This is a genomic window from Bradyrhizobium sp. 2S1 (genome assembly GCF_011516625.5).
GTDB lineage: Bacteria > Pseudomonadota > Alphaproteobacteria > Rhizobiales > Xanthobacteraceae > Bradyrhizobium > Bradyrhizobium septentrionale.
Window position 1 is genome coordinate 8,466,962 of the sequence record NZ_CP147717.1, and the last position, 14,008, is coordinate 8,480,969.

A 14,008-nucleotide genomic window follows, 5' to 3' on the forward strand; every position below is an offset into this window, starting at 1 on the left:
CTTTCAGGGGGAGGGAGAAGAGCGCGATGTGTCTGCGCGAGCGCATCATCTCAATACGACTTCGGAAGGCCGAGCACCTTCTCGCCGATGAAGCTGAGGATCAGCTGCGGGCTGATCGGCGCGATGCGCGGGATCAACGATTCCCGAAGATAACGCTCGACGTGATATTCCTTGGCATAGCCGAAACCGCCATGGGTCATCACCGCCTGCTCGCAGGCGTGGAAGCCGGCCTCCGCGGCGAGATATTTTGCCGAATTCGCGGCGGGGCCGCACGGCAGGTTCTGGTCATATTGCCAGCCGGCGCGCAGCACCATCAGCCAGGCGGCCTCGAGCTCCATCCAGCACTTCGCCAGCGGATGCTGGATCCCCTGGTTCATGCCGATCGGGCGGTTGAACACGATGCGGCCCTTGGCATATTCGGACGCCCGCTTCAGCGCGATCTGGCCAAGCCCGACCGCTTCGGCCGCGATCAGGATGCGCTCGGGGTTCATGCCGTGCAGGATGTATTCGAAGCCGCGGCCTTCCTCGCCGATGCGGTCCTCTACCGGGATCTCGAAATTCTCGAAGAACAGCTCGTTGGAGTCGACCGGCTTGCGGCCCATCTTCTCGATCTCGTGCACGGTGACGCGCTTGCGGTCGAAATCGGTGTAGAACAGGCTGAGGCCGTGGGTCGGGCTGCGCACTTCCTCCAGCGGCGTGGTGCGCGCGAGCAGCAGGATCTTGTTGGCGACCTGCGCAGTCGAGATCCACACCTTCTGGCCGTTGACGATGTATTTGTCGCCCTGGCGCACCGCGCGGGTCTTGAGCTGCGTGGTGTTGAGGCCGGTGTTCGGCTCGGTCACCGCGAAGCAGGACTTGTCGCGGCCGTCGATGATCGGCGGCAGCATGCGCTGGCACTGCTCCTTGGTGCCGAACACCACCACAGGATTGAGCCCGAACACGTTCATGTGCACGGCCGAAGCGCCGGACATGCCGGCACCAGATTCGGAGATCGTGCGCATCATGATCGCCGCGTCGGTGATGCCGAGGCCGGAGCCGCCATATTCCTCGGGCATGCAGATGCCGAGCCAGCCGGCATCGGCCAGCGCGCGGTGGAAGTCAGAGGGATAGCCGCCCTCCTTGTCCTTCTTCAGCCAATAGGCTTCATCAAAGCGCGTACAGATTTTTCCGACGGCGTCGCGGATCGATTCCTGGTTGGCGGAGAGTGCGAAATCCATCTGTCCTGCTCCTATGCCTGCGCCGCTTTGGCGGCGCCGTCGCGCACCATCGCCGCGATCTCGTCGGTGGAGTAACCCGCCTCCTGCAAGATCTCCGCGCTGTGCTCGCCAAGCCGCGGTGCGAGCCGGCTCGGCTCAACCTTGGTCTCCGACCAGCGCGCCGACGGCGTCATGCTGCGGATGCGGCCTTCGGTCGGATGATCGATGACGGGAAAGACGCCTGTCGCGACCATATGCGGGTCCTGCAGCAGGCTCTCGAGATCGTGCATCGGCATCACAGGCACGTCGGCCTTCTCGAGGATCTCGTTCCACTCGGCAGTCGCTTTGGTCAGCAGGATGCGCGCGAGCTCGGCGTAAACGACATCGATGTTGCTGGCGCGGCCGGCGAAGGTCGCGAACTTCGGATCGCTGCGCAGATCGTCGCGGCCGGTCGCCTTGAAGAAGTTCTCCCACTGCTTGTCGTTATAGACGATCACGCAGATATAGCCGTCGAGCGTCTTGTACGGCCGCCGGTCCGGCGACAGATGGCGGGCATAGCCGCCCTTGTCGAGCGGCGGATCGTAGGTCAGGCCGCCCATGTGGTCGCCCATGACGAAGCCGGCCATGGTCTCGAACATCGGAATGTCGACGCGCTGGCCCTGCCCGGTGCGGTCGCGATGCACGAGGCTCGCGCAGATCGCACCGACCGCGGTGAGGCCGACGATGCGATCGACCAGCGCGTTCGGCACGTAGCGCGGCACGCCGTCCGAGGTCTGCGCCATCAGCGCCGGCAATGCGGTGGCACCCTGGATCAGATCGTCATAGGCGGGCTTTGCGGCATACGGCCCTTCCTGGCCGAAGCCGAACACGCCGGCATAGACCAGCCGCGGATTGACCTTGGCGACGACGTCGTAGCCGAGCTGCAGCCGCGCCATCGCCTGCGGGCGCACATTGTAGACCAGCACATCGGCTTTCGCGATCAGCCGCAGCACGGCCTCGCGCCCCGCCGGCTTCTTCAGATCGAGACAGACCGAGCGCTTGCTGCGGTTGGTATTGAGGAACACCGGCCCCATGCCGGGGTGCCGCGTCGGACCGATCTGCCGCGTGACGTCGCCGTCAGGCGATTCCACCTTGATAACGTCGGCACCGTAGTCGCCAAGCATCTGCGTGGCATAGGGTCCCATCAGCACGGTCGTCATGTCGACGACCTTGATACCCTGCAATGGTCCCATCGTCCTGTTCGCTCCCGGATGTTCTGGTTACGGAGCTAGTACCTACTGTTCTTAAAGCGTGAGTCGTGATTCAAGGTCGGGATGATACCCGAAGCAAGAGAAGTCCACCTTTCGAGGAAAGATCGCAAGGTGCTTGAGGCGTGTTGCCGCTCCCCGGTGACGTTGCAGCGCGATTTGAAGCGGGCGCGGATAGTTCTGTTGGCGGCGGATGGACGCAGCACTCGGTCGATCGCCAAGGAAGTTGGGGTCCAGCCGCGGATTGTCAGCCTTTGGCGGCATCGCTATGCCGACCAAGGCCTTGAAGGGCTGCAAGACAAGCCGCGACCGGGCAAGCAGCCAATCTATACGAAGGCCACCGACAAGCGGATTCTGAAGCTGCTGGACAAGCCGCCGCCGGACGGGTTCGCACGCTGGACCGGGCCCCTGCTGGCCGGGGCGCTGGGCGATGTTGACGTCCAATATGTCTGGCGGTTCCTGCGCAGCCACAAGATTGACCTCGCGGCTCGTAAGTCCTGGTGTGAGAGCAACGACCCGAACTTTACGGCCAAAGCCGCCGATGTTGTCGGCCTCTATGTCGCCCCGCCCGCGAAGGCCATTGTGCTGTGCGTGGACGAGAAGCCCTCGATCCAGGCTTTGGAGCGAGCGCAGGGTTATCTGAAGTTGCCCAATGGCCGCGCCTTGACCGGCCAGAGCCACGATTACAAGCGGCATGGCACCACAACATTGTTTGCGGCGCTCGAAGTCGCCACCGGAAAGATCATCGCGGCGCATTCAAAACGCCGACGCCGCGTCGAGTTTCTCGACTTCATGAACAGCGTCACCGCGGCTTTTCCGAACCGGAAGCTTCACGTCATCCTCGACAACCTCAACACCCACAAGAAGAACGAGCATTGGCTCAAGGCCCACCCCAACGTGCAATTTCATTTCACGCCGACAAGTGCGTCTTGGCTCAATCAGGTCGAGGTATGGTTTTCGATCTTGCAGGGGCAGTCGCTCAGCGGCACCTCCTTCACAAGCCTCACGCAGCTTCAGGAGCACATCGATGCCTACGTCAACGCATACAACGACAGAGCCGAGCCCTTCGTCTGGACCAAGAAAAAGGTCCGTCAACGCCGTTTCAAAGGCCGCCGTATCACTCAGCTCTGATTCTGGGTACTAGTAACGGGAGGTCTTTGCCGAGATCAACCGGCGCCAGGCGTATGGGCGTATGCGCGGCGGCGGCCGGACGGTTTCCACGCGGCGGAACGGCGGAAAACCGAAGCGTGTCCGCCGCCCCCAACGTCGGTTACTGCCCCGTCATCGCCTCGCGTGCTTTCAGGAGCTTTTCTAGTTCCGCATTCTGCTGCTCGAGGCGGTCGGCGATGCGCTCCTCGACTTCGGCGCCCGCAGCGCCTGCGGCCTGCTCGATCAGCTGCCTGATGTTGTCCCGGAGAATTGCGATGCGATTGTTCACTTCCGACAGTGACAGAGACGTCTCGATTCCCATGGTCCGTTCTCCCGGTGACAGGCGCAGACAGCTTAGCGCGGCGGGAGCCGGCGGCCTATCCCTTAGCCTATCCCTTAGCCTATCGCTTGGCCTATCCCTTTGGCCATCATCTCCCGCAGCGAGGTCTTCAGCACCTTGCCATAATTATTCTTCGGCAGGGCATCGAGATAGACGTAGCGCTTCGGCCGCTTGAACCGGGCGATCGAGGCCAGGCAATGCGCGTCGAGCTTGCCGTCGTCGGCCGCGGCGCCGTCCTCCAGCACAACGCAGGCGACGACGATCTCGCCCCATTCAGCATCCGGCACACCGATGGCCGAGACCTCGCGGACGTCGGGATGGGTCAGCAGGGCTTCCTCGACCTCGCGCGGATAGATGTTGGTGCCGCCGGAGATGATGACGTCCTTGGAGCGGTCCGACAGCGTCAGGAAGCCGTCGGCATCGAGCCGGCCGACATCGCCGGTGCGCAGCCAGCCGTCCTTCAGCGTCTCGGCATTGGCCTTCGGGTTGTTCCAGTAGCCGAGCATCACGGTTGCGCCCTTGACCTCGATCTCGCCGGTCTCGCCCGCGGGCAGCGGCTTGCCGTCCTTGTCGGTGATGCGCACGGTGACGACGCTCTGCGCCGTGCCAACCGAGGCCAGCCGTTCGAGATAGCGCGGATGATCGCTCTGCCGGTGCCAGTCGCGCGACAGCGCCGTGATGGTCATCGGCGACTCGCCCTGGCCATAGATCTGCACGAAGCGCTGGCCCATCGTCGCCATCGCGTCCAGGATATCGGCGGTATACATCGGCCCGCCCCCATAGATGATGGTGCGCAGCCCCTCGCCGTTCTCGCCGCGCTTCTTGGCGGCATCGACCAGCCGACGCACTATGGTGGGCGCCGCGAACATCACGAGGTTGTCGAGCTGGCGGCCGAGGTTGAGCACCTCATCCGGATCGAAGCCGCCGGATTCCGGCACGACGTGACGGCCGCCCATGCGGACATGCGGGAAATTGTAGAGGCCGGCGCCATGCGAGATCGGCGCGGCGTAGAGCGAGGCGTCGTTCGGCGTCGCCGCATCGACGTCGGCGAGATAGCACAGCGACATCGCGACCAGATTGCCGTGGCTCAGCATCACGCCCTTGGGACGGCCTGTCGTGCCTGAGGTGTAGAACAGCCAGGCGAGGTCGTTGACTTCGCGCGGAAGCGGCGCGGGCGCGCCCTCGCCGCTTCGCATCGCCTTGTAGGCAGCGTTGTCGACCGACAGCATGGTCATGCCGGCGGGACAGTCGTCCTTCGCCTCGCTCAGGGCGCCGACCGTATCATCGGACACGAAGGCGAGCTTCGCGCCGCCATTGCCGCAGATCCACGCCGCCTCGCGGCCATGCAGTTTTGCGTTGATCGGGATCGCGGCGGCGCCGATCCACCAGATGCCGTAGAGGCATTCGAGATATTGCGTGCAGTTCGTCGCAAACAGCGCGACGCGGTCGCCGGCGGCAATGCCGTGATCGCGCGCCAGCGTCGCCCCGATCGAGGCGGCGCGGCGGGCAAAGGTTGCGTAGTCAGCGTCGAGGTCGAAGCCGGTCAGCAGCGCCGGCGCGTCGGGACGCGCCCGCGCCGTCGCCGCCAGCCATTCGGCAACGTTCAAGCTACTTGGCCGGCTCGAGGATCGAGACGTAGTTGGCGACTGCGGCGCCGCCCATGTTGAAGATGCCGCCGATCTGCGGGTTCTTGAGCTGCATGCCCTCAGGCGCCTGCCCCGTGAGCTGCATTGCGCTCATGACATGCATGGAGACGCCGGTGGCGCCGATCGGATGGCCCTTGGCCTTGAGGCCGCCGGACGGATTGACCGGCAGCTTGCCGTCCTTCTGGGTCCAACCCTCCATGATCGCGCGCGCGCCCTGCCCCTTCGGCGTCAGGCCCATCGCTTCATATTCGATCAGCTCGGCGACTGTAAAGCAGTCATGGGTCTCGACGAAGGAGAGATCGGCGAGCTGCAGGCCGGCCTTCTGCAGCGCGCGCTGCCAGGCGACGGTGCAGCCTTCGAACTGCAGGATGTCGCGCTTGGACATCGGCAGGAAATCCTGCGCATGCGCGGTGGCGCGGATGTTCACCGCCTTGCCCATGGTCTTGGCCGTCTCGGCATCGGTCAGCACCAGCGCGGCGGCGCCGTCGGAGACCAGCGAGCAGTCGGTGCGCTTCAACGGCCCCGCGACGAACGGGTTCTTGTCGCTCTCGGCGCGGCAGAACTCGAAGCCGAAATCCTTGCGCATCTGCGCATAGGGATTGGCGACGCCGTTCTTGTGGTTCTTGGCGGCGATCATCGCCAGCGCGTCCGACTGGTCGCCATACTTCTGGAAATAGGCCTGCGCGATCTTGCCGAACACGCCGGCGAAGCCGCCGACCGTGTCGCCATCCTCGGGCAGATACGACGCCTTCAAGAGGTTCTTGCCGATCTCCGGACCCGGCGTCCGCGTCATCTGCTCGACGCCGACCACCAGCACGATCTTCGCAGCGCCTGCCTCGATGGCGCGGATGCCCTGATGCACAGCGGCCGATCCCGTGGCGCAGGCATTCTCGACGCGAGTGGTCGGCTTGAAGCGCAGCGCCGGATCGGCCTGCAGCACCAGCGAGGCCGTGAAATCCTGCGGCGAGAAGCCGGCGTTGAAATGGCCGAGCATGATCTCGTCGACGTCGGACGCAGCAATACCGGCATCGGCGAGCGCCTCATTCGCGACCTTGACCACGAGGCTCTCGACGGTCTCCGCGTCGAACTTTCCGAATGGCGTGTGCGCCCAACCCACAATGCTGGCTGCTGTCATGGCCGTATCTCCCTGTTCCTGTTCAGGGAGTTATGTAGCGTATCTTCAGGCCGCTTTCAGCGTTTTCATCGCCTGCGCGCACATGGCGGTTATGCCTGCCCAATTGCCGGCGCGGATATCGGAGGCCGGGCACAGCCAGGAGCCGCCGACGGCCAGCACATTGGGCTCGGCGAGCCAGGTCGCCGCATTGGCCTCGCCGATACCACCAGTCGGGCACACCCTGACGTGCGGGAACGGACCGGCCAGAGCCCGCAGTGCCTTGATACCGCCGGCCTGCTCGGCGGGGAAGAATTTGACGACGTCAAAGCCTTGCGCCAGCGCCTGCATCAGCTCGGACGCGGTCGCGATCCCCGGCGCGAAAGGCAGCCGGCTGGCAGCGGCCGCCTTCAGCAGCTCGGGCGTCGCGCCGGGGCTGATGCCGAATTTGGCGCCGAGCGCTTCGGCGCGCGCCAGATCGTCGCCATTGAGGATCGTGCCGATCCCGACGATCGCGTCGGGCACCTCGGCGATGATGGCCCTGGCCGCGTCAACCGCGACCGGCGTGCGCAGCGTCACCTCGAGTGTCCGCACGCCGCCGGCGACCAGCGCCCTGGCGAGCGGCACCGCATCCGCGAGCCGCTCGATGGTCAGCACCGGGATCACGGAGGCCTGGCGGATCAGTTCGGCAATCTGGTCCTGCTTTGATGTCGTTGTCATTGCGAGGCCTTGCGGGATGGTGGGGGACGAGGCGCCTTCTTCGGCGGCATGGCGTAGCGTGGAATGATCGCGCCTGGATAGCACACCACGACGCCGGCCAGCCGATGGCCGGCGCGCGCCGCCTCCTCGGGCTCGGCGCCGCCGAGCCGCGCGGCGAGATAGGCCGCGGCAAAACTGTCGCCGGCCGCGGTGGTATCGACCACCGGCTTTGGCAGCGGCTCCGCCCTCACCTCGCGCGTGCCGCCGGCAGAGCGCACAATGCAGGCAGGTTCGGCGAGCTTCAGCACGACCTCCGGGCTCGAGATGCCCGCCAGTAGCGCCGTGTTGCTCTCGCCGGGATAAAGCGGCGCCAGATCTTCCGTCGAGGCGAGCACGATATCGGCGGTCTCGAACGCGCTGCTGAAGACTTTTCGCGCGACGTTCAGATCCGGCCAGCCACGGGCGCGGAAGTTGGTGTCGAACGCAAAGCGCGTCCCCAGCAGCCGCGCGCGCTTGAGCGCCGCGATCAGCCGCTCCCGCCCGTCCTCGCGCAGGATCGAGAGCGTGATCGCCGAGAGATAGACGACGTCATAGGTCGCGAGCGAGTTCAGCAGGTCGTCCGTTTCGGGAAGATCCATCAGCTCGCGCGCGGCGGCGCTGTCGCGCCAGTGGAAGAAGCGCCGCTCGCCCTTGTCGTCGGTCTGGATGAGATAGAGCCCCGGCAGCTTGCCTGCCAATCGCGCGACATGCTTGGTGCCGATGCCTTCGCTCGCCCAGCCGGCGATCATCTCATCGCTCAGCGCGTCATCGCCGAGCGCCGTGATGTAATCGATGTGGACGCCGAGCCGCGACAGATAGACGGCGGTGTTGAGCGTGTCACCGCCGTAGAAGCGCGAATACAGACCGCCGATCTGGCCGCCCGGGGCCTGACGCAGCTCGATCATGCATTCGCCGATGCTGGCAACCCTGGTCATCTCGAGAGCCGCGCTCGCCCGGACGTCGCTCAGGCGGCGAACTTGCCGCCGAGCTCGTCCTCGATGTGGATACGGATGATATCGTCGAACGTCTTCTCGGCGGTGGTGAAGCCGAGCTTCAGCGCGCGGTCGGTAACGAAATCGCGCGGCCAGCCGGAGACGATGCCGATGATGGTCGGATCGGGCACCCGCTTGATGCGCGCGGTGACGTTCTTGCCGGCTACGCGCTCGAGCGACGCGATCTGCTCGCCGACCGTCACGGACATCCCGGGCATGCTGAGATTGCGCCGCGGCCCGATCGCATTGAGGTCCATGGTGCCGGCATGGACCAGGAAGCCGACCGCAGACTTCGGCGAGGCGTGCCAGTGCCGGACGTCCTCGGAGACCGGCAGGACCGCCTCCTCGCCCGCCAGCGGCTCGCGGATGATGTTGGAGAAGAAGCCGGACGCCGCCTTGTTCGGCTTGCCCGGACGCACGCAGATCGTCGGCAGACGGATCGAGATCCCGTCGAGCAAGCCCTTGCGGGTGTAGTCGTTGATCAAGAGTTCGCAGATCGACTTCTGCGTGCCGTAGCTCGTCAGCGGCGTGTGGAAGAACTCGTCGCCGATCTTCTCGGGGAACGGCGCGCCAAACACCGCGATCGAGGACGTGAACACCAGCCGCGGCTTGTAGCCACCACCGACCGCGCGGATCGCGTCGATCAGATAGCGGGTGCCGTCGAGATTGATCCGGTAGCCCTTGTCGAACTCGGCCTCCGCCTCGCCGGAGACGATCGCGGCGAGGTGGAAAATCACGTCGGGCCGCTCGGCGATCAGCGGCGCCGCAGCGCCGGCGTCGGCGAAATCGGAGGCGACGACATTGACCGGGATCGCGGCATTCGCGGGCTTGGCCGGCGCGACCACGTCCTGCAGGGTCATCCTGGTGATGTCCTGCTTGCCGAGGCGGCCCTCGCGCAGCAGTCGCTCGGTCAGCTTGCGGCCGACCATGCCGGCGGCGCCCAGAATCAGAATGTGCACGACCCTGCTCTCCTTTTCTTGTCTCGTCTTCTTGGCTTGTTCTTCGAATTCGGATGCGGGCCTTGCGCGCTCATTCCTTCACGGCGCCCGTCATCGCCGAGACATAATGCTCAACGAAGAAGGCGTAAAGAATAACCAGCGGTAGCGAGCCGCATAGCGCCCCTGCCATCAGGGAACCCCAGCGATAGATGTCGCCGTCAACGAATTCGTTGACGATGGCGACCGGCACCGTCTTGTTCGGGGTCGATTGCAGGAACGTCAGCGCGTAGATGAACTCGTTCCAGCACAGCGTAAAGCAGAAGATGAAGGCCGAGATCAGGCCGGGGATCGCAAGCGGCAGCACGATCTTGATCAGGATCTGCCAGCGGCTGGCACCGTCGATCAGCGCGCATTCCTCGAGCTCGAACGGGATGGTCTTGAAATAGCCCATCAACAGCCAGGTCGAGAACGGGATCAGGATCGTCGGATAGGTGAGGATCAGCGCCATCGGCGAGTCGAACAGGCCGTACTGGAACACGACGGTGGCAAGTGGAATGAACAGGATCGAGGGCGGCACCAGATAGGCCAGGAAGATCAGACCACCGACGAGGTTGGCGCCCTTGTAGCGCAGCCGCACGATCGCATAGGCCGCGAGCACGCTCGCGCCGATCGACAGCACGGTGGCGCCGATCGCCACATACATCGTGTTCCAGAGCCAGTGCGGGTAGTAGCTCTCGAACAGCAGCTTGTGGATGTGCTTGAAGGTCGGATTCCAGGTCCAGAACGGATTGTACTTGTCGAGGTCGAGCAGCTGGTCGTCCGGCTTGATGGCGGTCAGGCCCATCCAATAGAACGGGAACAGCAGGATGATGACGATGATCGAGAGCGGGATGTAGAGCGTCACGATCCGCCGCGGCACCGACTGCAGGTAGCTCATGCCCTCGCTGTGATCGGCCGTTGGTGTCGAGCCCGACAGCACGGCCTTGAGATCGATGGATCTGGTGGGCAGGTCAGTCATTGTTCTCTCCCAGCGCGCGCGGGGCCTGCCCCGTTCGCGCAAAGAAATAAGCAAGGCGGCAGAGGTCAATCATTGTTCTCTCCCTGCTGCCACTTGCGACGCTGCAGGCCGAACCAGGACACCATGATCGCGGCGAGCAACAACGGGATCATCGCGCTCGAGATCGCAGCGCCCTCGCCCAATTGTCCCGCGATGATCGCGCGCTGGTAGGACAGCGTCGCCATCAGATGGGTGGCGTTGACCGGGCCGCCGCGGGTCATCGCCCAGATCAGCTGGAAATCGGTGAAAGTGAACAGCACCGAGAACGTCATCACGACCGCGATGATCGGCGTCAGCAAGGGATAGGTGATGAAACGGAACATCTGCCAGCGCGACGCGCCGTCGAGCGTCGCGGCCTCGTAGAGCGAGGGCTGCACGGTCTGCAGGCCGGCCAGCAGCGTGATCGCGACGAACGGAACGCCGCGCCAGATATTGGCAAAGATCACGCAGATGCGGGCCCAGGTGGTGTCGCCGAGGAAATTGATGTTTTGCGTGATCACGCCGAGATGCTTCAGCGACCAGGAGATGATCGAGAACTGGGAATCGAAGATCCACCAGAACGCCAGCGCCGACAGCACGGTCGGCACGATGAAGGGAATCAAGACGGCAGCGCGCAGCAGCGCCTTGAACGGCATCCGCTCATTGAGCAGCAGCGCCAGATAGAGCCCGACCGCGAACTTAATGGCGCTGGCGACGAAGGTGTAGAGCAGCGTGTTGAACACCGACAGCCAGAAGATGGAATCGTCCCACAGCCACTCATAGTTCTCGGTGCCGATGAAATGACCGACGCGGCCGATCCGCGTGTCGGTAAACGACAGCCAGATGCCGAGCCCCAGCGGATAGGCTAGGAAGAAGATCAGGAAGGCCAGCGCCGGCAACATGAACCAGAAGCCGAGCCAGTTCTTGTTGTGGCGAAGCTGATCCCACGTGGTCGCTTCGCGGATTTCCGTCTTCGCACGTCGCGGCGCGAGGGCAATGTCAGCCATAGGCGATGTCCCGATTGCTCAAACGATTGAGCATGACCACGCAAACTTCCAATGATGGCATTCCAGTGATGGCGCGGGCGGCGGCTGTCCGCCGCTCGCGGGCATCACATCAGCGATAGATGCGCTTCAACTGCCGCTCGGCTTCCGCCATCGCAGTCTTGCCGTCCTTGGCGCCGGTGCAGTAGTTCGCAAACATGTCGACCACGATGAAGTCGGCGATCGCGGTCGCTGCTTTCTCACCGGGCGTGCCGATGCCGGAGGCCGGCAGCGCGCGCTTGGAGGCCTGGCCGAACACGGCATTCTTCGGGTCGGCGGTCCATACCGGCGCTGTGTCGTAGGCATTGAGCGTGTGGGTGAGATAGCCCCGCGCGCCGGACAGCCACTTCTCGAAATTCTCCTTCTCCAGCATGAAGGCGATAAAGGCCTTCGCCGCGTTCGGATATTTGCAGAAGTTGAAGGCGAGGATCGGAACCGCAAGCTGCAGCTCGGTCGGCTTGCCGAGCGACCCGACCGGCCACAGCGCGTGGTCGATGTCCTCGGCGAGCTCCTTCTTGCTCGGATCGTCCTTGGCCGCGACATAGATCGAGATGCCGTTCGAGGTCAGATACAGCTCGCCGGACAGGAACGCCTTGTTGTTGGAGGAGTCGTTCCAGGACGCCACGCCCGGAATGAAGGTGTCCGACAACGCCTTGGCATATTCCAGCGCCTTCATCGTCTCCGGCGAATTGATGATGACCTTGTCGTCCTTGTCGACGGTCCAGCCATTGTGGCCCCAGAGGATGTTGTGCACCCAGGCGTTGGCGTCGCCGGTGGCGTGGCCAAGCGCAAAGCCGGCCGGTGTGTTGTTTGCCTTCAGCGCCTTGCACAGTTCGAGATAGGCCGGGAAGTCGGACGGCACCTGCTTGAACCCCGCCTTCTCCACCGCCGACTTGCGATAGGTCAGGTAACCGCCAATGGTGGCGACGGGAATACCGAGCCAGTCATCGCCCTGCTTGCAGGTTTTCGCGGCAGCGTCGGTCCAGCCGCCGTATTTCTTGCCGAGATAGTCGGCAACGTCGTTCATCTTCAGCACTTTGGTCGGGAACAGCTGCGGCAGCGTGTGCAGGCCCCAGGCGAGGTCGAGACCGGAGCCGGTGTTGGCGGCAACCGACGCCTTCGGCTGCACGTCCTCGAAGGACTCGCTGAACACGTTCATCTCGGTGCCGGTCGCCGCCTTGAACGCCGCGACCATGGCGTTGAACGCGTCATCTTCCGCGGGCACGAAGCGCTTCCAGCGCATCACGGTGAGCTTGGCGCCGGGCTCCGCCTTCCAGGGCGCGCTCTGCGCCCAGGCCTTGGCGAAGTCAAACAGCGCCGGCCCGGTGAGCATGCCGGTTGCGGCCAGCGCGGTGCCGCCCTGAAGTAGCGAGCGGCGAGTCAAATCGTGCATCGTCCTTCCTCCAAATGATTTGTGTTTTTCTTGTTTTTGATCTGGCCTGTTGGTCGGCCATTCAGATCAATCGATCCGTCAGCTATTCAGTCGTTTCCCCGTAGAATCGTCGAACAGATGAACCAGCGCCGGATCCGGCTTGAGCCGAACCTTGTCGCCGGGATTGAACTGATGGCGCTCGCGGAACACGGCGACGACCTGCTCGCCGCCGAGCTTGGCGAACACCTGGGTCTCCGAGCCGGTCGGCTCGACCACCACGATCTCGGCCTCGGCGCCATCATCGGCGATGGTGAAATGCTCCGGCCGCACGCCGTAGACCGCGGGCTGGCCGTCGGAATTGGCCGGCGCCGATTTCAGCGGCAGCTTGACGCCGTTCGGTCCCTCGAAATACGCGGCGCCGTTCACCTTGACCTTGCCCTTCAGGAAATTCATCGCGGGCGAGCCGATGAAGCCGGCCACGAACTGGTTCTCCGGCTTGTCGTAGAGCTCGAGCGGCGAGCCCATCTGCTCGACGATGCCGTCATGCATCACCACGATCTTGTCGGCCATGGTCATGGCCTCGATCTGGTCGTGGGTGACGTAGACCGTCGTGGTCTTCAGCCGCTGATGCAGCTCCTTGATCTCGGTGCGCATGGCGACGCGCAGCTTGGCGTCGAGGTTCGACAGCGGTTCGTCGAACAGGAACACCTGCGGATCGCGCACGATGGCGCGGCCCATCGCGACGCGTTGGCGCTGGCCGCCTGACAGCTGGCGGGGATAGCGCTCGAGCAGCGGCGTCAGGGCAAGGATCTCCGCTGCGCGCTTGACGCCGCTCGAGATTTCCTCAGGCTTAGCGCCGCGCAGCTTCAGCGAGAAGCCCATGTTGTCGGCGACGGTCATGTGCGGATAGAGCGCGTAGTTCTGGAACACCATCGCAATGTCGCGCTCTTTGGGCTGGACATTGTTGACGACGCGGTCGCCGATCGAGATCGTGCCCGAGGTGATGTTCTCAAGCCCGGCCAGCATGCGCAGCAGGGTCGACTTGCCGCAGCCGGAAGGGCCGACCAGAACGACGAACTCGCCGTCCTCGATCGGGATCGACACGCCGTGCAGGACTTCAAAATTGCCGAACGATTTCCGCACGTCGCGAATCTGGACCGACGACATCCACTTCCCTCCCTCAAGTTCCCGACGACGTAC

At 64.2% G+C, this 14,008-nt stretch carries 13 protein-coding genes; 1 reads left to right on the forward strand and 12 read right to left on the reverse strand.

Annotated elements, in window-relative coordinates; genetic code table 11:
* Positions 1-50: 50 nt before the first annotated feature.
* Both HAP54_RS40090 and HAP54_RS40095 read right to left on the reverse strand, forming a co-directional pair.
* Positions 51-1,217, reverse strand: a complete 1,167-nt coding sequence (locus tag HAP54_RS40090; protein ID WP_166296655.1) for an acyl-CoA dehydrogenase family protein — start codon at positions 1,215-1,217, stop codon at positions 51-53.
* 11 nt (positions 1,218-1,228) lie between these two features.
* Positions 1,229-2,428 (reverse strand): CaiB/BaiF CoA transferase family protein, encoded by a 1,200-nt coding sequence (locus tag HAP54_RS40095; RefSeq protein ID WP_166296658.1) that lies wholly within the window; start codon positions 2,426-2,428, stop codon positions 1,229-1,231.
* An 81-nt stretch (positions 2,429-2,509) separates the two neighbouring features.
* Here HAP54_RS40095 and HAP54_RS40100 point away from each other — a divergent pair, with 81 nt between their 5' ends.
* A complete protein-coding gene (locus tag HAP54_RS40100; protein WP_166204319.1) occupies positions 2,510-3,574 on the forward strand; it encodes an IS630 family transposase in 1,065 nt (354 codons plus the stop codon).
* A 139-nt stretch (positions 3,575-3,713) separates the two neighbouring features.
* On the opposite strand, the gene HAP54_RS40105 is transcribed toward HAP54_RS40100, so the two are convergent.
* The 10 genes from HAP54_RS40105 to HAP54_RS40150 all read right to left on the reverse strand — a co-directional run bounded on the left by HAP54_RS40105 (position 3,714) and on the right by HAP54_RS40150 (position 13,975).
* The gene (locus HAP54_RS40105; protein WP_029078642.1) at positions 3,714-3,914 is read right to left on the reverse strand and encodes a hypothetical protein; all 201 of its coding nucleotides are present in this window, start codon (positions 3,912-3,914) and stop codon (positions 3,714-3,716) included.
* Between the two features lie 74 nt (positions 3,915-3,988).
* Complete coding sequence (locus tag HAP54_RS40110; RefSeq protein WP_166296661.1) at positions 3,989-5,539, reverse strand: class I adenylate-forming enzyme family protein; 1,551 nt, start codon at positions 5,537-5,539, stop codon at positions 3,989-3,991.
* 1 nt (position 5,540) lies between these two features.
* The gene (locus HAP54_RS40115) at positions 5,541-6,713 is read right to left on the reverse strand and encodes an acetyl-CoA acetyltransferase (RefSeq protein ID WP_166296664.1); all 1,173 of its coding nucleotides are present in this window, start codon (positions 6,711-6,713) and stop codon (positions 5,541-5,543) included.
* 45 nt (positions 6,714-6,758) lie between these two features.
* Positions 6,759-7,409: a bifunctional 4-hydroxy-2-oxoglutarate aldolase/2-dehydro-3-deoxy-phosphogluconate aldolase gene (eda, locus tag HAP54_RS40120; protein WP_166296667.1), complete on the reverse strand. Its 651-nt coding sequence runs from the start codon at positions 7,407-7,409 to the stop codon at positions 6,759-6,761.
* On the reverse strand, positions 7,406-8,362 hold the full coding sequence (locus HAP54_RS40125) for a sugar kinase (RefSeq protein WP_166296670.1): 957 nt from the start codon (positions 8,360-8,362) through the stop codon (positions 7,406-7,408). Before HAP54_RS40125 ends, eda begins: the two co-directional genes overlap by 4 nt.
* A gap of 29 nt (positions 8,363-8,391) precedes the next feature.
* Entirely contained in the window at positions 8,392-9,378 is a 987-nt protein-coding gene (gene denD, locus HAP54_RS40130) for a D-erythronate dehydrogenase (protein WP_166296673.1), read from the reverse strand.
* Between the two features lie 70 nt (positions 9,379-9,448).
* Positions 9,449-10,375 (reverse strand): carbohydrate ABC transporter permease, encoded by a 927-nt coding sequence (locus HAP54_RS40135; protein ID WP_166296676.1) that lies wholly within the window; start codon positions 10,373-10,375, stop codon positions 9,449-9,451.
* A gap of 65 nt (positions 10,376-10,440) precedes the next feature.
* Positions 10,441-11,400 (reverse strand): carbohydrate ABC transporter permease, encoded by a 960-nt coding sequence (locus tag HAP54_RS40140; RefSeq protein WP_166296679.1) that lies wholly within the window; start codon positions 11,398-11,400, stop codon positions 10,441-10,443.
* Positions 11,401-11,509: 109 nt separating this feature from the next.
* Positions 11,510-12,829, reverse strand: coding sequence for an ABC transporter substrate-binding protein (locus tag HAP54_RS40145; protein WP_166296682.1), 1,320 nt, complete (start codon positions 12,827-12,829; stop codon positions 11,510-11,512).
* Between the two features lie 78 nt (positions 12,830-12,907).
* Positions 12,908-13,975 (reverse strand): ABC transporter ATP-binding protein, encoded by a 1,068-nt coding sequence (locus HAP54_RS40150; RefSeq protein WP_166296685.1) that lies wholly within the window; start codon positions 13,973-13,975, stop codon positions 12,908-12,910.
* Positions 13,976-14,008 lie beyond the last annotated feature (33 nt).

Bases quoted from the DNA above. Each gene is read 5' to 3' on its own strand.
- HAP54_RS40115 (WP_166296664.1), bottom strand. From the start codon at position 6,713: ATGACAGCAGCCAGCATTGTGGGTTGGGCGCACACGCCATTCGGAAAG.
- HAP54_RS40135 (WP_166296676.1), bottom strand. From the start codon at position 10,375: ATGACTGACCTGCCCACCAGATCCATCGATCTCAAGGCCGTGCTGTCG.
- eda (WP_166296667.1), bottom strand. From the start codon at position 7,409: ATGACAACGACATCAAAGCAGGACCAGATTGCCGAACTGATCCGCCAG.
- HAP54_RS40100 (WP_166204319.1), top strand. From the start codon at position 2,510: ATGATACCCGAAGCAAGAGAAGTCCACCTTTCGAGGAAAGATCGCAAG.
- HAP54_RS40105 (WP_029078642.1), bottom strand. From the start codon at position 3,914: ATGGGAATCGAGACGTCTCTGTCACTGTCGGAAGTGAACAATCGCATC.
- HAP54_RS40125 (WP_166296670.1), bottom strand. From the start codon at position 8,362: ATGACCAGGGTTGCCAGCATCGGCGAATGCATGATCGAGCTGCGTCAG.
- HAP54_RS40090 (WP_166296655.1), bottom strand. From the start codon at position 1,217: ATGGATTTCGCACTCTCCGCCAACCAGGAATCGATCCGCGACGCCGTC.
- HAP54_RS40140 (WP_166296679.1), bottom strand. From the start codon at position 11,400: ATGGCTGACATTGCCCTCGCGCCGCGACGTGCGAAGACGGAAATCCGC.
- HAP54_RS40150 (WP_166296685.1), bottom strand. From the start codon at position 13,975: ATGTCGTCGGTCCAGATTCGCGACGTGCGGAAATCGTTCGGCAATTTT.
- HAP54_RS40145 (WP_166296682.1), bottom strand. From the start codon at position 12,829: ATGCACGATTTGACTCGCCGCTCGCTACTTCAGGGCGGCACCGCGCTG.
- HAP54_RS40095 (WP_166296658.1), bottom strand. From the start codon at position 2,428: ATGGGACCATTGCAGGGTATCAAGGTCGTCGACATGACGACCGTGCTG.